Below are 19,133 nucleotides of genomic sequence, written 5' to 3'. Positions count from 1 at the left end.
CTGGAGCAATGCTCCGCGTGCTCACGGCCGGCGAATCACACGGCCCAGAACTCATCGCCGTCATGGAGGGTCTGCCTTCCGGCGTCCCGGTGTCGTCCGAGGCCATCCAGGCCGATCTCGCGCGTCGCAAGCTGGGCTACGGCCGCGGCTCGCGCATGAAGTTCGAGCAGGACGAGCTCACGATCTCGGGCGGGGTCCGGCACGGCAAGACGCTCGGCAGCCCCATCGCGCTCCGCATCGGCAACACGGAGTGGCCGAAGTGGATCGAGGTCATGAACCCGGAGCCCGTCGAGCTCACCGACCGGTCGCGCGGTCGCGGTGCACCTCTGACCCGCCCGCGGCCCGGCCACGCGGATCTGGTCGGGATGCAGAAGTACGACTTCGACGAGGCTCGTCCGATCCTCGAGCGTGCGAGCGCGCGGGAGACCGCGGCGCGCGTCGCGCTCGGCGCGATCGCGCGGTCGTTCCTGTCCGAACTGGGTATCCGCCTGGTCAGCCACACGCTGTCGATCGGCCCGGTCCGGGTGCCGGACGGGGCACCGCTTCCCACCCCGGATGACGTCGACGCACTCGACGCCGATCCGCTGCGCTGCTTCGACCGGGCGACGTCCGCACTGATGGTCGCCGAGGTCGACGATGCGAAGAAGGACGGCGACACCCTGGGCGGCATCGTCGAGGTGCTCGCGTACGGCCTTCCGCCCGGGCTCGGGTCCCACGTGCACTGGGACCGGCGCCTCGACGCCCGTCTCGCGCAGGCGCTCATGAGCATCCAGGCCATCAAGGGGGTCGAGGTCGGCGACGGCTTCGAGACCACTCGGCGTCGCGGGTCGGCAGCCCACGACGAGCTCTTCGCCGCCGCCGGGGGCATCACCCGCGGTTCGGACCGCGCGGGCGGCACTGAGGGCGGGATGTCCACGGGCACGGTGCTGCGCGTCAGGGCCGGCATGAAGCCGATCGCGACCGTCCCGCATGCGCTCCGCACGATCGACGTGGCGACGGGGGAGGACGCGACAGCGCACCACCAGCGCTCCGACGTGTGCGCCGTGCCGGCCGCCGGTGTGGTGGCCGAGGCGATGGTCGCGATCGAGCTCGCCCGGGCCGTGCTGGAGAAGTTCGGCGGAGACAGCATCCGCGAGACACGGCGCAACCTGGCGGGATACCTCGACGGCATCCCCGAGGAGCTGCGCACGGCACCCGCGTCCGAGGCGGCGCTCATCGCGCATGACGAACGCGGCTGATCCGCTGTCGGTGGTACTGGTCGGCCCGATGGCGTCGGGCAAGACCAGCGTCGGTCGACGGGTCGCTCGACGACTCGGGGTGGGTTTCATCGACACCGACAAGCGGATCGTCGCGGCGCACGGCCCCATCCCCGCCCTGTTCGCCGAGCACGGGGAGGCGCACTTCCGCGACCTCGAGCGGGCGGCGGTCGCGCAGGCGCTGAGCGAGGGCGGCGTGATCTCCCTCGGCGGCGGCGCCGTGACGGACGCCGACACCCGGCACCTGCTGCACGGCCACCCGGTGGTGTTCCTCACGGTGAGCGAGGACGCGGTGGCCGACCGGCTCCGCGGCGGCACGAGGCCGCTGCTGGCCGGCGACGACCCCGTCGAGCGGTGGAAGCGGATCTTCGCGGAGCGGCGCGAGTGGTACGAGGAGGTCGCGTCGATCTCGTTCGACACCTCGCGACGGCCGATGCAGCGCATCGCGGACGAGATCGTGGCATGGAGGAGAGAACAGAGATGAGCACGACCACCATCGGCGTCACCGGCGCCGACCCCTACGACATCGCGATCGGGCGCGGCATCCTCGACAGCGTCTCGGCAGCCCTCGCCCCCGGCGTGCGGAAGGTGCTCGTGGTGCACCCGCCGACCCTCGCGAACCGTGCGGCGGAGCTTCGTGACCGCCTCCTCGCCGACACCGCCGACGGCCCGCGCGAGGTGCTGCTGGCCGAGATCCCCGATGCCGAGCAGGGCAAGCGCATCGAGGTGGCCGCCTTCTGCTGGCAGATCATGGGCCAGGCCGACTTCACCAGGACCGACGCGGTCGTCGGCTACGGCGGAGGGGCCGTGACGGACCTCGCCGGGTTCGTGGCGGCGACCTGGCTGCGCGGCGTGCAGGTGGTGCACGTGCCCACAACGGTCCTCGGGCTCGTGGATGCCGCGGTGGGAGGCAAGACCGGCGTGAACACGGCCGAGGGCAAGAACCTCGTCGGCGCGTTCTGGGCGCCCCGTGCGGTGATCGGAGACCTCGACGAGCTCGGCAGCCTGAGCCCGAACGAGGCGACGGCCGGTTTCGCCGAGGTCGTGAAGGCCGGCTTCATCTGGGCGCCGGAGATCCTGGACATCGTGGAGGCGGATCCGGCGCGGGCGGTCGACACGACCACGGAGGAGTTCCGCCGGGCCGTGGAGCTCGCGGTCGGCATGAAGGCGCAGGTCGTGTCGGACGACTTCCGTGAGTCGGGTCTGCGGGAGATCCTCAACTACGGGCACACGCTGGGCCACGCGATCGAGCACGCCGAGCGCTACCGCTGGCGGCACGGCGCGGCGATCTCGGTGGGCATGCTGTACGCCGCGGAGCTGTCGCGGCTGGCCGGCAGGCTCTCGGATGCGGCTGCCGAGAGGCACCGGTCGATCCTGGAGTCCCTGGGCCTTCCCACGTCGTATCGCGCCGGCGCGTGGCCGCAGCTGCTGGCGACGATGCAGCGCGACAAGAAGAGCCGCGGCGGGATGCTGCGCTTCATCCTGCTCGACGACATCGCGAAGCCCACCGTGCTGCAGGCACCCGACGAGTCGCTGCTGTTCGCCGCCTACCAGGAGGTGGGCGAGTGAGTGTCCACGTGCGTCGCGTCGAAGCCGGGGAATGGTCGCAGGTGAAGGCGCTGCGGTTGCGCGCCCTGGCCGATCCGGCCGCCCCGATCGCGTTCCTCGACACCGTGGAGCATGCGAGCGGCCAACCCGACCGTTTCTGGCAGGAGCGCACCGTGAACGCGGCCGAGCCGTCGGCGGCTGCGCAGTTCGTCGCGGTGACCGATGCGGGGGAGTGGGTGGGCACCGCCACCGTGCTGCCGCACCGCGAGCGACCCGAGGCCGGACTCGTCGTCGGCGTCTACGTCGCGGACGAGCACCGGGGCTCCGGCGTGATCGACGCTCTGCTCGACACGGCGGCGGCCTGGGCCCTCGAGCAGGGTCTGGCCGCGCTCGAGCTGGAGGTGCACGTCGACAACGACCGGGCGCAGGCCGTGTACGCGCGCGCCGGGTTCGCACGGACCGGGGAGATCGAGACGACGGGCTTCGGTCGGGAGTGGGTTCTGCGGCGTGAGCTCGCCGGGTCGGAGGGCGTGAGGGCATGAGCATCGAGCGTCGGCTGCTGCTGGTCAACGGCCCCAACCTCAACCTCCTCGGGACGCGGGAGCCCGACATCTACGGCACCGCGACCCTCGCGGACGTCGAGCGGATCACGACCGAGACCGCGGCCGAGGCCGGTTTCGCGGTGCGGGCGGTGCAGAGCAACCACGAGGGCGTGCTCATCGACGCCATCCAGGCCGCACGCGCCGACTGCATCGGGATCATCATCAACCCGGGCGGCCTGACGCACACCTCGGTCGTGCTGCGCGATTCGCTGACCGGGGTGGGCCTGCCATTCGCGGAGGTGCACATCTCCGACGTGTACGCGCGGGAGGAGTTCCGCCATCACTCGTTCCTGCACGATGTCGCCGCGGTGCGCGTGATCGGGCGCGGTGTCGACGGCTATGCCGACGCGGTGCGGGAGCTGGCCGCGCTTTTCTGACCCCCGGCCAGAGGCGGGCGCACGCGGGGCGTGCGTGATCATCCCGTAGAATCGACTGTCGGCCGACTCCGGCCCCACGGACTCACGAACGGAACCTTCAGCGCATGGCATCCACCGCAGACATCAAGAACGGCGTCGTCCTCAGCATCGACGGGCAGCTCTGGAGCGTCATCGAGTTCCAGCACGTGAAGCCCGGCAAGGGTGGCGCGTTCGTCCGCACCAAGCTGAAGAACGTCGTGTCGGGCAAGGTCGTCGACCGCACGTACAACGCGGGCGCGAAGATCGAGATCGAGAACGTCGACCGCCGTGACTACACCTACCTGTACACCGACGGCGACGGCTTCGTGTTCATGGACCAGACCGACTTCGACCAGATCACGCTTCCGGCGGCGACGGTCGGCGACGCGAAGAACTTCCTGCTCGAGAACCAGCAGGTCACGATCGCCCTCAACAACGGCAACCCTCTCTACATCGATCTGCCGGCGTCCGTGATCCTCGAGGTCACCTACACCGAGCCCGGCCTGCAGGGCGACCGCTCGTCGGCCGGCACCAAGCCCGCGACCCTCGAGACCGGGTACGAGATCCAGGTGCCTCTGTTCCTGGAGACCGGCACGAAGGTCAAGGTCGACACCCGCACGGGTGACTACCTCGGCCGCGAGAAGTAAGGCGTGAGCGCCCGCACGAAGGCGCGCAAGCGCGCTCTCGACATCCTGTTCTCCGCCGACGTCCGCGGCGATGACCTCGCGATCGCGCTGGCGGCCGAGGCCAAGCGCGCGGCGAGCGAGCCCGCTCGCGAGGCCTCCTGGCTGTACGCCAGGGAGATCGTCGACGGCATCATCGACCAGCGCGACGAGATCGACGAGCAGATCACCACGCACAGCCGCGACTGGAAGCTCGAGCGGATGCCTGCGGTCGACCGGGCGCTGCTGCGCATCGGCGTCTGGGAGATCCTGTACAACGACGAGGTGCCCACCGCCGTCGCGATCGACGAGGCCGTGGAGCTGGCGAAGGAGTTCTCGACCGACGACTCCGGTCCGTTCGTGCACGGCGTGCTCGCCCGGGTGGCTCGCGCCGCCTGAGCGCACCGGCGCCGGTGTCCGTGGCCTCGGGGAGGATCGGGGTATGACCGTTCCCTCCGATGCCGCGCGCGACGACGGCGCGCCGTCCGACTGGCGGTCGATCCTCGGTGCGGCGGTCCCCGCCGAGCCGCGGACCGCGCTCGCGCTGGGGGTCGAGCTCCGGGTGCGCGATTCCCGCGGCGCGAACCCCTGGGCCGCGCGACCCCAGCGCACCGCGACGCCGCGCGACGTGGCGAAGGGGACCGGTGAGCTGCTGCTCGGCATCCGTCCCCTGGAGCGCAGCGCCGCGACCGGCGCGTGGGTGCTCGGAGCCGCCACCTGGGACGCGGTTCGTCGCGCGCCGGACGAATACGGACGTGAGCGCTCTCGATGGTTCGCCGATCTGCTCAGCATCGCCAGAGACAGTCTGCTGTCCGGCACGGCGGGCGACTGGCTGGTCGCGGACCTGATCGAGTCGAGCCTGCTGTGGGGGCACCTCAGGGTGGCCGGCGCACTCGGCATCCCGCTGGTCGCGACGCAGAAGTCCACGACCGTGGCGATCGCGGAGTCCGCGTCGGTCGAGGCCACCGTGGCTCGGGCCGACGACGGGACGCTGGTGGTGCGTCCTGCCATTACGCTCGACGGACGCGCGGTCGAGCCCGACTCCGTGCATCCGATCGGTCGAACGGGGCTCTACGCGGTCGACCAGTCGGGGGCGCGGCTGCACGTGACGCTCGCGGAGTCTCCGGTGGCCGAACCGCTGCGACCCCTCCTCCTCGCGCCGGGCGGCCTCACCGTGGCGGCGGCCGACGAGGAGGTGTTCCTCCGCGACGCCTACCCGGTGCTGGCACGGCGGGTACCGACCCGTGGGCTCGGACGGGTGCGGCTTCCGGAGCTGCCCGCGCCGCAGCCCGTGCTGCGCCTCTCGTTCCGCCGCGGGGACACGGTGGCCTACGCGTTCGAGTGGGACTACCGCGGCTTCGGGCGCGTGCCGTTCGCCCCCGGGCCGCAGGCGGTGCGGGATCTGCGGGCGGAGAGTGCGGCGGGGCACGACCTCGCCGCGCGGTGGGCCGAGCTGATCGGGGAGCCGTTCGCCGCGGAGGGGGCCTTCCACGACGTCGAGGCGGCGGAGTTCGTCACCAGGGCCGTGCCGGCGCTGGAGGCGGAGGGCGTGACCGTGGTCGTCGACGGTCGCCGGAAGACGTATCGCGAACTGTCGGGCGAGCCCGAGATCACCGTGAGCACGGTCGAGTCCACCGATCCGGACTGGTTCGACCTGGGCGTCCTGGTGCGCATCGACGGGCGCACGATCCCGTTCGAGCCGCTGTTCACCGCGATGAGCAGGGGTCGCAGGAAGCTCCTGCTCGTCGACGGCACCTACTTCTCGCTGAACCATCCGGCGCTCGATCGACTCCGTGAGCTGATCGACGAGGCGGGCGACCTCGACGAATGGGAGACGGGGCCGCGCCTCAGCCGCCACCAGATCGACCTGTGGGAGGAGTTCGAGGACCTCGCGGACGAGGCCGTGCCCGCCGTGAGCTGGCGCGCGACGGCCGACGGCCTGCGCGGGGCGGCGGGGGTGCCCCCGGTCCCGGTGCCGTCCGGCGTCCGGGCGCAGTTGCGGCCGTATCAGCAGCAGGGGCTCGACTGGCTGGCGTTCCTCTGGGGGCACCGGCTGGGCGGCATCCTCGCCGACGACATGGGCCTCGGCAAGACGCTGCAGCTGCTCGCGCTCGTCGCTCACACCCGCGAGGCGGGAGAGACGCGCCCCTTCCTCGTGGTCGTCCCGACCTCGGTGCTGCCGACGTGGCTGAGCGAGGCCGCGAAGTTCACCCCGGGGCTCCGCGTCGCCGCCAGGTCCACCTCGTCCGGGCCGTCGCTGTCGACGGTCGCCGCGGGCGCGGACCTGGTGGTCACGACGTACGCGGTCGCGCGGATCGACGCGGAGGCCTTCGCTGGGGTGACCTGGGCCGGCCTGATCCTTGACGAGGCGCAGTTCGTGAAGAACCCGGCCACGAAGCTGCACCGCGCCGTCGCGAGCTTTCCCGCCGATGTGACGTTCGCGGTGACGGGCACCCCGCTCGAGAACAGTCTCAGCGAGCTGTGGGCGCTGCTGAAGCTCACCGCTCCCGGGCTCTTCGCGTCGGCGCGGAAGTTCCGGGAGCAGTACATCCAGCCGATCGAGCAGGGCAAGGTCCCGGAGAACGCGGAGGGCGGCGAGTACCGCGCGCGTCGCCTGGCCCGCCTCCGCCGGCGGATCCGGCCGCTGCTGCTGCGGCGTACGAAGGAGCTGGTGGCGGCCGACCTCCCTCCGAAGCAGGAGCAGGTGCTCGAGGTGGAGCTCAGCGCGGCGCACCGGTCGCTGTACGAGACGGTGCTGCAGCGGGAGCGCCAGAAGGTGCTGGGGCTCCTCGAGGACCTCGACCGCAACCGTTTCATCGTGTTCCGTTCGCTCACGCTGCTGCGGATGCTCAGCCTCGCACCAGGACTGGTCGACCCCGCCGACGCCCGGATCGGCTCGCGCAAGCTCGACGTCCTGCTGGAGCGCGTGGTCGAGCTCCAGGCGGAGGGCCACCGCGCCCTGGTGTTCAGCCAGTTCACGTCCTTCCTCGACCTCGCGGCGGAGCGACTCGCGGCTGCCGGGATCCCCTACGCCCACCTCGACGGTGCGACGCGGCGACGGGATGCCGTGGTCGAGGGCTTCCGGACGGGCGAGCAGCCGGTCTTCCTGATCAGCCTGAAGGCGGGCGGGTTCGGTCTGACGCTCACCGAGGCCGACTACGTGTTCCTCCTCGACCCGTGGTGGAACCCGGCCGCCGAGGCGCAGGCCGTCGACCGCACGCATCGCATCGGCCAGCCGAGCCAGGTGTTCGTCTACCGGATGATCGCGACCGGCACGATCGAGGAGAAGGTGCTCGCCCTGCAGCGGCGCAAGGCCCGGCTCTTCACCGCCGTGCTCGACGACGATGCCCTGTTCGCGCAGTCGCTCTCGGCCGACGACATCCGCGGGCTCTTCGAGGCCTGAGGGTTATCTCCGGCTCGTCCGACCGGTCGCCCAGGGACACCTCGGTACAATCGAACGGTTCATCTTCGAGAGGAATGCAATGCGGATCACGGGACTCGGCCACGCCGGGATGTTCATCGAGACGGTCGGCGGGAACATCATCTGCGACCCGGTCCTCGGGCCCTCGTTCTTCGGCTCCTGGTTCCCGTTCCCCGACAACCGCGCGCTCGACTGGGAGCGATTCGGCCGCGAGGCGGACTTCCTGTACATCTCGCACCGGCACCGCGACCACTTCGACCCCGCCCTCCTGGAGCGGTACATCCGCAAGGACATCGAGGTGCTGCTGCCGGAGTATCCGATCGACGATCTGGAGCAGGACATCCGGGCGCTCGGGTACACGAACATCACCTACGCGCCCGCGGGCGAGATCATCCAGCGCGGTGATCTCAAGCTGATGATCACGCCGTTGCGGGCGCCGAGCGACGGCCCGATCGGCGACTCCTCGCTGAGCGTCGACGACGGCACGGGCTCGATGCTCAACCAGAACGACTCGCACCCGCTCGACCTTGAGAAGCTGCTGCACTTCGGCAAGCCGGATGCCTACTTCACGCAGGTCTCCGGCGCGATCTGGTGGCCGATGGTGTACGACCTGCCGCTCGACGCGAAGCAGAACTTCGCCCGGCTCAAGCGCGAGGCCCAGAACAAGCGGGCGATGTACTACATCGACAAGGTCGACGCCCCGCACGTGTTCCCGATGGCCGGTCCGCCGATGTTCCTGCGCGACGACCTGTTCGACTTCAACGGCACGGGCCGCAACGGCGAGTCGATCTTCACGGATCAGAAGCAGTTCCTGGCGCATATGAAGGAGCTGTCGCCGCAGTACGACGGCCAGCTGTTCATCCCCGGCACGGTCGTCACGATCGACGGCGGTGAGGTCACGACCGCGCAGACCCTGTACACCGAGGCCGAGATCAGCCGCATGTTCGACGACAAGTGGGACTACCTGGAGGAGCAGCGGGCGTCGCGACAGCAGGAGATCCGCGACGAGGAAGCTTCCCGCGCGGAGATCATCCCGCCCGCCGAGATGCTCGAGGCCCTCAAGAACTGGTGGGAGCCGCTGCTGAAGAAGTCGCGCACGATCCGACTCGGCGTGGGCGGCCACGTGCGGTTCCGCATCGGCGAGCTCGACATGGTGGTGGACTTCCCGCGTGCCAAGGTCCGCGAGTACGCGGGGGAGGAGTGCGTCTACTGGTACACGATCCCCGCCGACCTCGTCTCGACCAACATCCGTGATCACGAGATCGACTGGTCGAACTCGATCTTCCTGTCGATGCAGTTCTCCGTGGGCCGCAGCGGCAAGTTCAACGAGTTCCTCACTACGTTCCTCAAGTGCCTGTCGGTGGACCGCATCGAGTACGTCGAGAACTGGTACCAGGAGCAGACCGACCAGACCGAAGACGCCGAGGTGGGCGACTGGGTGGTGCAGCGCCGGTGTCCGCACCTGCGCGCCGACCTGACCCGCACCGGCTCGGTCGACGAGGACGGCGTCCTGACGTGCAGCATGCACGACTGGAAGTGGGATCTGAAGACCGGGCGGTGCCTCTCCACGAGCGGCCACCCGATCCGCGCCCGCAAGATCGACGACGTCACCGACGCCGTGCTCCAGGAGGCGAGCTGAGCGGACGCGGTCTCCCGCTCCGATAGACTGACATCGCAAGCAACCTTTAACACCGTCCTGTGAGGCGGAGAAGGGAGCGGCTGATGAGCGTGCGCACTGTGCTGCACCAAGCCGACATCTCACGAGCGCTGACCCGGATCGCGCACGAGATCCTCGAGTCGAATCGAGGCGCCGACGGCCTCGTCCTCCTCGGGATCCCGACCCGCGGCGTCACCCTGGGGCATCGCCTCGGCACCCTGATCAGTGAGATCGCGCAGGTCTCCGTCCCCGTCGGCTCGCTCGACGTCACGCTCTTCCGTGACGATCTGGCCAAGCACCCGACGCGGTCCCCGCAGCCGACCGAGATCCCGGCCGGCGGCATCGATGGGAAGACCGTGGTGCTGGTCGACGACGTCCTCTTCTCCGGTCGCAGCATCCGTGCCGCGCTGGACGCCATCCAGTCGATCGGCCGCCCGAGCGCCGTGCGCCTGGCGATCCTCGTCGACCGCGGTCACCGTGAGCTCCCGATCCGACCCGACTTCGTCGGCAAGAACATCCCGTCCGCCCGCACCGAGCGCGTGAACGTCCGTCTGTTCGAGACGGACGGCGCCGAGGAGGTGACCATCGGCGAATGAGGCACCTCCTGGACACCCGCACCCTCGACCGCGCCACGGCGCTGCGCATCCTCGATGTCGCGGAGGACATGTCGGACACGCAGTCGCGCGAGGTCAAGAAGCTTCCGACGCTGCGTGGCAAGACCGTCGTCAACCTCTTCTTCGAGGACTCGACCCGCACCCGGATCTCGTTCGAGGCCGCGGCCAAGCGGCTCTCCGCCGACGTGATCAACTTCGCCGCGAAGGGCTCCAGCGTCTCCAAGGGCGAGAGCCTCAAGGACACGGCGCAGACCCTCGAGGCGATCGGCGCCGATGCGGTCGTCGTCCGTCACCCCGGCTCGGGCGCCCCGCAGACCCTCGCGACGAGCGGTTGGATCTCTGCGGGCGTCGTCAACGCGGGTGATGGCACGCACGAGCACCCGACGCAGGCGCTGCTCGACGCGTTCACGATCCGCAAGCGCCGCTACGGCGCGGACAGCCGTGGACGCGACCTGACCGGGCTCCGCGTCACGATCGTCGGCGACGTGCTGCACTCGCGGGTCGCGCGCTCGAACGTGTGGCTGCTGACGACCCTGGGCGCCGAGGTCACGCTGGTCTCGCCGCCGACGCTGGTGCCGCAGAACGTGTCGCTCTGGCCGGTCCGGGTCGTCTACGACCTCGACGAGGCGCTGGCGGCCGGGCCGGACGCGGTCATGATGCTGCGGATCCAGCTGGAGCGCATGAACGCCGCGTATTTCCCGACTGAGCGGGAGTATTCGCGCCGGTGGGGTCTGGACGCACGGCGTGTGGCCGCTCTTCCGGCCGGTAGCATTGTGATGCACCCCGGACCCATGAACCGGGGGCTGGAGATCTCCTCCGAAGCAGCCGATTCCCCCCGCTCGACGGTGCTGGAACAGGTCTCGAACGGGGTCTCCGTGCGGATGGCTGTGCTGTACCTGCTGCTGGCGGGCGAACGAGACGACGAACGAGGGGGAGACCTGTGAGCGAGACCCTCGTCATCACCGGTGCACGGCTGCTCGGCGCGGAGAGCGCCGACCTGATCATCGAGGACGGCCGGATCGCCGAGATCGGCTCCGGGCTCAGCCGTGCCGGCGCGCGCGTGATCGATGCCGGCGGCCTCATCGCCCTGCCGGGGCTGGTCGACCTGCACACGCATCTGCGCGAGCCCGGATACGAGGCGTCGGAGACGATCCTCAGCGGCACCCGCGCGGCGGCGGCCGGTGGCTTCACGGCCGTGTTCGCGATGCCGAACACGTCGCCCGTGGCCGACACGGCCGGCGTCGTCGAGCAGGAGCTGGCCCTCGGCGAGGCTGCGGGCTACGCCACGGTGCAGCCGATCGGCGCGGTCACGGTGGGCCAGAAGGGCGAGCGCCTCGCCGAGCTCGGCGCCATGGCGACCTCGCGTGCGCAGGTGCGGGTGTTCAGCGATGACGGCTTCTGCGTGTGGGACCCGCTGATCATGCGCCGCGCGTTGGAGTACGTGAAGTCTTTCGGCGGTGTGATCGCCCAGCATGCCCAGGACCCCCGCCTGACCGAGGGCGCCCAGATGAACGAGGGCACCGTCTCGGCGGAGCTCGGCCTCACGGGCTGGCCCGCGGTCGCCGAGGAGTCGATCATCGCGCGTGACGTGCTTCTCGCCGAGCACGTCGGCTCGCGCCTGCATGTGTGCCACCTGTCGACGGCCGGCTCGGTCGACATCATCCGCTGGGCCAAGAAGCGCGGCGTGAACGTGACGGCGGAGGTCACTCCGCACCACCTGCTGCTCACCGACGAACTCGTCCGCGGCTATGACGCGCGGTTCAAGGTCAACCCGCCGCTGCGCCGCGAGGAGGATGTCCTCGCGGTGCGGGAGGGCCTCGCCGACGGCACGATCGACATCGTCGCGACCGATCACGCCCCGCACCCGAGCGAGCACAAGGCGTGCGAATGGCCGGCGGCCGCGAACGGCATGGTGGGGCTCGAGAGCGCACTGCGCGTCGTGCACCAGGCCATGGTGCAGACCGGCCTGCTCGACTGGCCGGATGTGGCCCGCGTGATGAGCGCGGCACCCGCGCGCATCGGCGGTCTGGCCGGGCACGGCACCCCGCTCGAGGTCGGGCAGCCGGCGCAGCTCGCGCTGTACGACGCGGCGGTCGACGGCGTGTTCACCGAGGCGGACCTGCGCGGACGCAGCACGAACTCGCCGTACCTCGGCCGCGAACTGCCGGGCCGCGTGCAGTACACGCTGCACGGCGGCGTGCTGACCGTCGACGGCGGAGCTGTCGTCGAGGAGCTCGGCGCATGAGCGCACGGGACCTCGCGGTCGCGATCCTGATCGCCCTCGCGCTGCTGGTGCTGCTCGCGATGCTGTTCGCCTGGCGACGACGAGTGCGGCGCGATGCCGCGTTCACCGCGCCCCTCGGTGTGCCGGAGCACGCGGAGGTGATGCGCCGCGACGAGGTGCTGTACGTGTCGACGACGACGCACGAGCAGCCCCTCGAACGCGTGGCCATCACGCCGCTCGCCTTCCGGGCCCGCGGGGAGCTGGCGGTGACCGACCGCGGCGTCGCGCTGGCCCTCGACGGCGCCCCCACGGTCTTCCTCGCGCGCGACCAGCTCGTCGCGGTCGACCGGGCCACCGTCACGATCGACCGCGTGGTCGAACCGGGCGGCCTCGTCCGCATCGCGTGGCGCGTCGCCGACACGACGATCGTGGACAGCTACCTCCGGCTCACCGGCGGCGATCCCCAGAACCTCATCTCCGACCTGCAGCGGCTCGTCCCCGCTGCCCCCGACACAGGAGCAACGTCATGACCAACCAGACATCCTCCCCGGCGGACTCCCCGTCCCGCCTGCCCGATCCCGCCGTGCTCGTCCTCGAGGACGGCACCCGTCACGCCGGTCGCGCGTACGGCGCCCGCGGCCGCACCCTCGGCGAGGTCGTGTTCGCCACCGGCATGTCGGGATATCAAGAGACCATCACCGACCCCTCGTACGCGGGTCAGATCGTGCTGCAGACGGCGCCGCACATCGGCAACACCGGCATGAACGACGAGGACACCGAGTCGCGCCGCATCTGGGTCGCCGGCTACATCGTCCGCGACCCCTCGCGCGTGGTCTCGAACTGGCGGGCCAACGCCTCCCTCGACGACGTCCTCGTGGAGGACGGCATCGTCGGCATCAGCGGTATCGACACCCGCGCGGTCACGCGCCACATCCGGTCCGCCGGATCCATGCGCGGCGGCATCTTCTCGGGCGACGACGCCGCTCTCGACGCGGAAGAGCAGCTGCGCATCGTGCGGGAGGCCCCCGAGATGACCGGACTCAACCTGTCGGCGCAGGTCTCGGTCGAGAGCGCGACCGTGACCCCGGCGGTGGGGGAGCGCATCGGCAACCTCGCCGTGCTCGACCTCGGCGTGAAGCAGGCGACGATCGACAACCTCGCCGCCCGCGGGTTCGACGTGCACGTGCTCCCGCAGGACGTGAGCATCGACGACATCCGGGCGATCGAGCCGGTGGCGGTGTTCTACTCCAACGGGCCGGGCGACCCGGCCGCCTCGGGCGACCACGTGGAGCTGCTGCGCGCCGTGCTGGACGACGGACTGCCCTTCTTCGGGATCTGCTTCGGCAACCAGCTGCTCGGCCGTGCCCTCGGACTCGGCACCTACAAGCTGCCGTTCGGCCACCGCGGCATCAACCAGCCCGTGCTCGACAAGCAGACGGGCAAGGTCGAGATCACGGCCCACAACCACGGCTTCGCGGTCGAGGCGCCCCTGGAGGGCTCCTTCGACAGCCCGCGCGGCTACGGCAAGGTCGAGGTCAGCCACGTCGGCCTCAACGACAACGTCGTGGAGGGCCTGCGCGCCCTCGACATCCCCGCGTTCTCGGTGCAGTACCACCCCGAGGCCGCGGCCGGTCCGCACGACGCCAACTACCTCTTCGACCGCTTCCGCGACATGGTCATCGCGAACAAGAAGGACGCCCAGTAATGCCCAAGCGCGACGACATCTCCTCCGTCCTCGTCATCGGCTCCGGCCCGATCGTCATCGGCCAGGCCTGCGAGTTCGACTACTCCGGCACCCAGGCGTGCCGCGTGCTGCGCGAAGAAGGGGTCAGGGTCATCCTGGTCAACTCCAACCCGGCCACCATCATGACCGACCCCGACTTCGCCGACGCGACCTACATCGAGCCGATCACCCCGGCCGTGATCGAGACGATCATCGCCAAGGAGAAGCCCGACGCGATCCTGCCGACCCTCGGCGGCCAGACCGCCCTCAACGCGGCCATGGCGCTGCACGAGCAGGGGATCCTCGAGAAGTACGGCGTCGAGCTGATCGGCGCGAAGGTCGACGCCATCCGCAAGGGCGAGGACCGCCAGATCTTCAAGGAGCTCGTGCTGGAGGCCGGCGCCGACGTCGCCCGCAGCGTGATCGCGCACACCATGGACGACCTGCTCGCCGGCGCCGAAGAGCTCGGCTATCCGCTCGTCGTGCGGCCGTCGTTCACGATGGGCGGCCTGGGTTCCGGCTTCGCGTACGACGAAGAGGACCTGCGGCGCATCGGCGGTGCGGGTCTGCGTGACTCGCCCACCACCGAGGTGCTCCTGGAGGAGTCGATCCTCGGGTGGAAGGAGTACGAGCTCGAGCTCATGCGCGACACCGCCGACAACACGGTGGTCGTGTGCTCGATCGAGAACGTCGACCCGGTCGGCGTGCACACGGGCGACTCCATCACGGTCGCGCCCGCGCTGACCCTCACCGACCGCGAATACCAGAAGCTGCGCGACATCGGCATCGACATCATCCGCGCGGTCGGCGTCGACACCGGCGGGTGCAACATCCAGTTCGCGGTGAACCCGGAGAACGGGCGCATCATCGTCATCGAGATGAACCCGCGCGTGTCGCGGTCCAGCGCCCTGGCGTCGAAGGCCACCGGCTTCCCGATCGCCAAGCTGGCCGCCAAGCTCGCCCTCGGCTACCGCCTCGACGAGATCCCGAACGACATCACCGGCGTCACCCCGGCCAGCTTCGAGCCCACGCTCGACTATGTCGTCGTCAAGGTGCCGCGCTTCGCGTTCGAGAAGTTCCCGGCCGCCGACGCCACCCTCACCACCACCATGAAGTCGGTGGGCGAGGCGATGGCGATCGGCCGTAACTACGCGACCGCGCTGCAGAAGGCGCTGCGTTCGCTCGAGAAGCGCGGCTCCAGCTTCCACTGGGGCGACGAGCCGCGCAGCGTCGAAGAGCTGCTGGAGGTCGCCAAGACCCCGACCGACGGCCGCATCGTGACTCTGCAGCAGGCGCTGCGCAAGGGCGCGACCATCGAGCAGGCGTTCGAGGCGACGGCGATGGACCCGTGGTTCCTCGACCAGATCGTGCTCATCAACGAGGTCGCCGAGGTGGTGCGCACGGCCCCCGAGCTCGACGCGGCGACCCTGCGCTACGCGAAGGAGCACGGCTTCTCCGACGCGCAGCTCGCCCAGCTGCGCGGCGAGACCGAGGCGGAGATCCGCGGCGTGCGCCACGGCCTCGGCATCCGGCCGGTGTACAAGACGGTCGACACGTGCGCCGGGGAGTTCCCCGCGCTCACGCCGTACCACTACTCCAGCTACGACGCGGAGACCGAGGTGGAGCCCTCCGACCGCACCAAGGTCGTGATCATCGGCTCGGGCCCGAACCGCATCGGGCAGGGCGTCGAGTTCGACTACTCGTGCGTGCACGCCTCGTTCGCGCTGTCGGACGCCGGGTTCGAGACCGTCATGGTCAACTGCAACCCCGAGACCGTGTCCACCGACTACGACACGTCCGACCGGCTCTACTTCGAGCCGCTGACCCTGGAGGACGTCCTGGAGGTGCTCGACGCGGAGGCCGCGAGCGGCACCATCCTCGGCGTGGTCTGCCAGCTCGGCGGCCAGACGCCGCTCGGGCTCGCGAAGGGCATCGAGGCCGCGGGATACACCGTGCTCGGCACCAGCCCCGAGGCGATCGACCTGGCGGAGGAGCGCGAGCTCTTCTCGCGCCTGCTCGACGACGCCGGGCTGCTCGCGCCGCGCAACGGAACGGCGATCGACGTCGAGGGCGCCGTGCGCATCGCGGAGGAGATCGGCTACCCGGTGCTCGTGCGCCCCAGCTTCGTGCTCGGCGGACGCGGCATGGAGATCGTCTACGGCACCGACGCGCTGCGCGACTACTTCGTCCGCACGGCCGGGGAGGTCGTGATCGAGGAGGGCAAGCCCCTCCTGGTCGACCGCTTCCTCGACGACGCGATCGAGCTCGACGTGGATGCGCTCTACGACGGCACCGACCTGTTCATCGGCGGGGTCATGGAGCACCTGGAGGAGGCCGGCATCCACTCCGGTGACTCCAGCTGCACCCTGCCGCCGGTCTCGCTCGGCCGCAGCGACGTCGACCGGGTGCGCGAGGCCACGCTCAAGATCGCCGAGGGCGTCGGCGTCCGGGGCCTGCTGAACGTGCAGTTCGCGATCAGCGCCGGCGTGCTCTACGTGATCGAGGCCAACCCGCGCGCGAGCCGCACCGTTCCGTTCGTGTCGAAGGCGCTCGGCATTCCGATGGCGAAGGCCGCGAGCCGCATCATGGCCGGCTCCACCATCGCCGAGCTGCGGGCCGAGGGCATGCTGCCGGAGCAGGACGGCTCCCGGGTGCCGCTGGACGCCCCGGTCTCGGTCAAGGAGGCCGTGCTGCCGTTCAAGCGGTTCCGCACGGCCGACGGCAAGACGGTCGACTCGGTCCTGGGCCCGGAGATGCGCTCGACCGGTGAGGTCATGGGCATCGATCGCGACTTCCCGACCGCGTTCGCGAAGAGCCAGGCCGCGGCGTACGGCGGGATGCCGACCTCCGGCACCGTCTTCATCTCGGTCGCCGACTCCGACAAGCGCGCGGTGATCCTCCCGGCCCACCGGCTGCAGCAGCTCGGCTTCACGATCGTGGCGACCGAGGGCACGGCGGAGATCCTGTCGCGCAACGGCATCGCGGTGACCGTGGTCGAGAAGTACAGCGAGACGCAGGAGTCCGGAGCGCGCAACATCGTCGACCTGATCAACGACGGGGAGATCGACATCGTCGTGAACACGCCGTCCGGTGGGGCGGCGCGCGCGGACGGCTACGAGATCCGCGCGGCCGCCGTCGCCGCCGACAAGGCGCTGTTCACCACCATCGCGGTGCTGGGTGCCGCGGTGAGCGGCATGGACGCGGCCGACGAGGGCTTCCAGGTGAAGAGCCTGCAGGAGTACGCGCTCGACCGGGCGGCCGCGGTATGACCGCACGCTTCGGAGAGCGGGTCCGCGCGGCGCTGGACGCGCACGGACCGCTCTGCGTCGGCATCGACCCCCACGCCGCCCTGCTCGCGGCGTGGGGGCTCTCCGCCGACGCCGCCGGGGTGCGGGAGTTCGGGCTGCGTACCGTCGCCGCCGCGCAGGATCACGTCGGCGTCGTGAAGCCGCAGGTGTCGTTCTTCGAGCGCTACGGATCCGCCGGGATCGCCGCACTGGAGGACGTGGTCTCCGCGGCGCGGACGGCGGGGCTGCTGGTGATCGCCGACGCCAAGCGCGGAGACATCGGGTCGACGATGGACGACTACGCGCAGGCGTGGCTCGCTCCGGGGACGCCGCTGGAGGCCGACGCGCTCACCGTGAGTCCCTACCTCGGCGTGGGCGCTCTCGGCGGCGCTTTCGCGCTGGCGGACGAGCACGGCAAGGGCCTGTTCGTCCTCGCGGCGACGAGCAACCCGGAGGCCGCCGACCTCCAGCGCGCGCGGACCGCGTCGGGCGAGACCGTGTCGGCGGCGGTCGTCGCCGAGGTCTCGGCGCGCAACGCGACGAGCACCCCGGCGGGGGAGTGGGGCAGCTTCGGCTTCGTGATCGGTGCCACGCTCGACCTCGCCGCGACCGGGATCGACGCGATCAGCCCGGCGGCGCCGATCCTCGCGCCCGGCTTCGGTGCGCAGGGGGCCGAGCCGGCGGACCTCGGGCGGCGCTTCGGCTCGCTGTCGCCCACCGTGCTCGCGAGCGAGAGCCGCAGCATCCTCTCCGCGGGTCCCGACGACCTGGCCGAGACCATCGCCCGACGTGCCGCCCAGTACCGCGAGGTGACCCGTGCCTGACACCAACCGCACCGTTCCCGAGGTCGACAGGGCCGCCGCCGCCCGCCGTGCGGTCGAGCGCCGCCGGGCCCGCGCCTCGCTCAAGCGCGACCTGATGATGCGTGTGGTGACGCCGCAGGCCGTGCTGCGACGCGCGACCGCCGACCCGGACTCCGTCGAGGGCTCGCTGCGCATCACCGACTTCCTCCTGGCGCTCCCGGCCATCGGTGCCGGCAAGCGCGACCGCGTGCTGGAGGAGCTGCGTATCTCACCGGTGAAGCGGCTCGGCGGCCTCGGAGCGCGTCAACGACGTGTCCTGGAGGAGTGGCTCGACGGCCGGTTCCCGCCGGCCACGCCGCGCGAGGCCCGCAGTCGCCTGCTGGTGCTGGCCGGGCCGACCGCGGTGGGCAAGGGCACCGTCGCGGCGCACATCCGGGAGAACAACCCCGAGATCCACCTGTCGGTGTCGGCGACGACCAGGGCGCCGCGTCCCGGCGAGATCGACGGCGTGCACTACTACTTCGTCGACGACGCCGAGTTCGACCGCCTGATCGCCGACGGCGAGCTGCTGGAGTACGCCGTGGTGCACAACCGCTCGCGCTACGGCACCCCGCGCGCTCCGATCGATGCGGCGCTGGCCGAGGGCAAGACGGTGCTGCTCGAGATCGACCTGCAGGGCGCACGGCAGGTGCGCGCCGCGGAGCCCTCGGCGACGCTCATCTTCCTGCTTCCTCCGAGCTGGGACGAGCTGGTGCACCGGCTGGTCGGCCGCGGGACGGAGGACGCGGAGGAGCGGGCGCGGCGACTGCGCACCGCGAAGGTCGAGCTGGCCGCGCAGAATGAGTTCGACCACCTCGTCGTGAACGAGGACGTCGCCACCGCCGCTCGCGAGGTCGTAGACTTGTCTACAAGCTCTGCGCGCTGACGCTTTCCTCGCGCGC

At 70.8% G+C, this 19,133-nt stretch carries 17 protein-coding genes; all 17 read left to right on the top strand.

Going from position 1 to position 19,133, the window contains the following annotated elements:
• Positions 1 to 8 precede the first annotated feature (8 nt).
• Positions 9 to 1,238 (top strand): chorismate synthase, encoded by a 1,230-nt coding sequence (gene aroC, locus ACFV3I_RS10730; RefSeq protein ID WP_136033667.1) that lies wholly within the window; start codon positions 9 to 11, stop codon positions 1,236 to 1,238.
• Positions 1,222 to 1,740, top strand: coding sequence for a shikimate kinase (locus ACFV3I_RS10725; RefSeq protein ID WP_136033669.1), 519 nt, complete (start codon positions 1,222 to 1,224; stop codon positions 1,738 to 1,740). The genes aroC and ACFV3I_RS10725 overlap by 17 nt, the downstream gene beginning before the upstream one ends.
• Positions 1,737 to 2,825 (top strand): 3-dehydroquinate synthase, encoded by a 1,089-nt coding sequence (gene aroB / locus ACFV3I_RS10720; RefSeq protein WP_136033671.1) that lies wholly within the window; start codon positions 1,737 to 1,739, stop codon positions 2,823 to 2,825. The genes ACFV3I_RS10725 and aroB overlap by 4 nt, the downstream gene beginning before the upstream one ends.
• On the top strand, positions 2,822 to 3,346 hold the full coding sequence (locus ACFV3I_RS10715; protein ID WP_136044807.1) for a GNAT family N-acetyltransferase: 525 nt from the start codon (positions 2,822 to 2,824) through the stop codon (positions 3,344 to 3,346). The genes aroB and ACFV3I_RS10715 overlap by 4 nt, the downstream gene beginning before the upstream one ends.
• On the top strand, positions 3,343 to 3,783 hold the full coding sequence (locus tag ACFV3I_RS10710) for a type II 3-dehydroquinate dehydratase (protein ID WP_378822782.1): 441 nt from the start codon (positions 3,343 to 3,345) through the stop codon (positions 3,781 to 3,783). The genes ACFV3I_RS10715 and ACFV3I_RS10710 overlap by 4 nt, the downstream gene beginning before the upstream one ends.
• 104 nt (positions 3,784 to 3,887) lie before the next feature.
• Positions 3,888 to 4,448 carry an elongation factor P gene (gene efp / locus ACFV3I_RS10705; protein ID WP_136033676.1) on the top strand — a complete coding sequence of 187 codons (561 nt, stop codon included), beginning with the start codon at positions 3,888 to 3,890 and terminating at the stop codon, positions 4,446 to 4,448.
• Positions 4,449 to 4,451: 3 nt separating this feature from the next.
• On the top strand, positions 4,452 to 4,862 hold the full coding sequence (gene nusB, locus ACFV3I_RS10700) for a transcription antitermination factor NusB (protein ID WP_136033679.1): 411 nt from the start codon (positions 4,452 to 4,454) through the stop codon (positions 4,860 to 4,862).
• 43 nt (positions 4,863 to 4,905) lie between these two features.
• On the top strand, positions 4,906 to 7,866 hold the full coding sequence (locus tag ACFV3I_RS10695; protein ID WP_378822781.1) for a DEAD/DEAH box helicase: 2,961 nt from the start codon (positions 4,906 to 4,908) through the stop codon (positions 7,864 to 7,866).
• Positions 7,867 to 7,945: 79 nt separating this feature from the next.
• Positions 7,946 to 9,523 (top strand): Rieske 2Fe-2S domain-containing protein, encoded by a 1,578-nt coding sequence (locus ACFV3I_RS10690; RefSeq protein ID WP_136033683.1) that lies wholly within the window; start codon positions 7,946 to 7,948, stop codon positions 9,521 to 9,523.
• Between the two features lie 83 nt (positions 9,524 to 9,606).
• On the top strand, positions 9,607 to 10,137 hold the full coding sequence (gene pyrR / locus ACFV3I_RS10685; protein ID WP_136036228.1) for a bifunctional pyr operon transcriptional regulator/uracil phosphoribosyltransferase PyrR: 531 nt from the start codon (positions 9,607 to 9,609) through the stop codon (positions 10,135 to 10,137).
• Positions 10,134 to 11,099 carry an aspartate carbamoyltransferase catalytic subunit gene (locus ACFV3I_RS10680; RefSeq protein WP_136033687.1) on the top strand — a complete coding sequence of 322 codons (966 nt, stop codon included), beginning with the start codon at positions 10,134 to 10,136 and terminating at the stop codon, positions 11,097 to 11,099. Before pyrR ends, ACFV3I_RS10680 begins: the two co-directional genes overlap by 4 nt.
• Positions 11,096 to 12,400, top strand: coding sequence for a dihydroorotase (locus ACFV3I_RS10675; RefSeq protein ID WP_136036227.1), 1,305 nt, complete (start codon positions 11,096 to 11,098; stop codon positions 12,398 to 12,400). Before ACFV3I_RS10680 ends, ACFV3I_RS10675 begins: the two co-directional genes overlap by 4 nt.
• Positions 12,397 to 12,909, top strand: coding sequence for a hypothetical protein (locus tag ACFV3I_RS10670; protein WP_136033690.1), 513 nt, complete (start codon positions 12,397 to 12,399; stop codon positions 12,907 to 12,909). The genes ACFV3I_RS10675 and ACFV3I_RS10670 overlap by 4 nt, the downstream gene beginning before the upstream one ends.
• Positions 12,906 to 14,084 carry a glutamine-hydrolyzing carbamoyl-phosphate synthase small subunit gene (gene carA / locus ACFV3I_RS10665; RefSeq protein WP_378803697.1) on the top strand — a complete coding sequence of 393 codons (1,179 nt, stop codon included), beginning with the start codon at positions 12,906 to 12,908 and terminating at the stop codon, positions 14,082 to 14,084. The genes ACFV3I_RS10670 and carA overlap by 4 nt, the downstream gene beginning before the upstream one ends.
• Positions 14,084 to 17,371 (top strand): carbamoyl-phosphate synthase large subunit, encoded by a 3,288-nt coding sequence (gene carB / locus ACFV3I_RS10660; RefSeq protein WP_136044803.1) that lies wholly within the window; start codon positions 14,084 to 14,086, stop codon positions 17,369 to 17,371. Before carA ends, carB begins: the two co-directional genes overlap by 1 nt.
• Positions 17,368 to 18,213: an orotidine-5'-phosphate decarboxylase gene (gene pyrF / locus ACFV3I_RS10655; RefSeq protein ID WP_206251229.1), complete on the top strand. Its 846-nt coding sequence runs from the start codon at positions 17,368 to 17,370 to the stop codon at positions 18,211 to 18,213. Before carB ends, pyrF begins: the two co-directional genes overlap by 4 nt.
• Complete coding sequence (gene gmk, locus ACFV3I_RS10650; RefSeq protein WP_378803696.1) at positions 18,206 to 19,117, top strand: guanylate kinase; 912 nt, start codon at positions 18,206 to 18,208, stop codon at positions 19,115 to 19,117. Before pyrF ends, gmk begins: the two co-directional genes overlap by 8 nt.
• The last annotated feature ends 16 nt before the right edge of the window (positions 19,118 to 19,133 follow it).

The organism is Microbacterium sp. NPDC059771 (genome assembly GCF_042732495.1).
GTDB lineage: Bacteria > Actinomycetota > Actinomycetes > Actinomycetales > Microbacteriaceae > Microbacterium > Microbacterium sufflavum.
The sequence above is the reverse complement of the archived record's forward strand: the minus strand, read 5'-3'. Positions and strand labels throughout refer to the sequence as shown.

Excerpts from the sequence above, each read along its gene's own strand:
- aroC (WP_136033667.1), top strand. The coding sequence starts at position 9 with ATGCTCCGCGTGCTCACGGCCGGCGAATCACACGGCCCAGAACTCATC.
- ACFV3I_RS10725 (WP_136033669.1), top strand. The coding sequence starts at position 1,222 with ATGACGAACGCGGCTGATCCGCTGTCGGTGGTACTGGTCGGCCCGATG.
- aroB (WP_136033671.1), top strand. The coding sequence starts at position 1,737 with ATGAGCACGACCACCATCGGCGTCACCGGCGCCGACCCCTACGACATC.
- ACFV3I_RS10710 (WP_378822782.1), top strand. The coding sequence starts at position 3,343 with ATGAGCATCGAGCGTCGGCTGCTGCTGGTCAACGGCCCCAACCTCAAC.
- efp (WP_136033676.1), top strand. The coding sequence starts at position 3,888 with ATGGCATCCACCGCAGACATCAAGAACGGCGTCGTCCTCAGCATCGAC.
- ACFV3I_RS10695 (WP_378822781.1), top strand. The coding sequence starts at position 4,906 with ATGACCGTTCCCTCCGATGCCGCGCGCGACGACGGCGCGCCGTCCGAC.
- ACFV3I_RS10690 (WP_136033683.1), top strand. The coding sequence starts at position 7,946 with ATGCGGATCACGGGACTCGGCCACGCCGGGATGTTCATCGAGACGGTC.
- pyrR (WP_136036228.1), top strand. The coding sequence starts at position 9,607 with ATGAGCGTGCGCACTGTGCTGCACCAAGCCGACATCTCACGAGCGCTG.
- ACFV3I_RS10680 (WP_136033687.1), top strand. The coding sequence starts at position 10,134 with ATGAGGCACCTCCTGGACACCCGCACCCTCGACCGCGCCACGGCGCTG.
- ACFV3I_RS10670 (WP_136033690.1), top strand. The coding sequence starts at position 12,397 with ATGAGCGCACGGGACCTCGCGGTCGCGATCCTGATCGCCCTCGCGCTG.
- carA (WP_378803697.1), top strand. The coding sequence starts at position 12,906 with ATGACCAACCAGACATCCTCCCCGGCGGACTCCCCGTCCCGCCTGCCC.
- carB (WP_136044803.1), top strand. The coding sequence starts at position 14,084 with ATGCCCAAGCGCGACGACATCTCCTCCGTCCTCGTCATCGGCTCCGGC.
- pyrF (WP_206251229.1), top strand. The coding sequence starts at position 17,368 with ATGACCGCACGCTTCGGAGAGCGGGTCCGCGCGGCGCTGGACGCGCAC.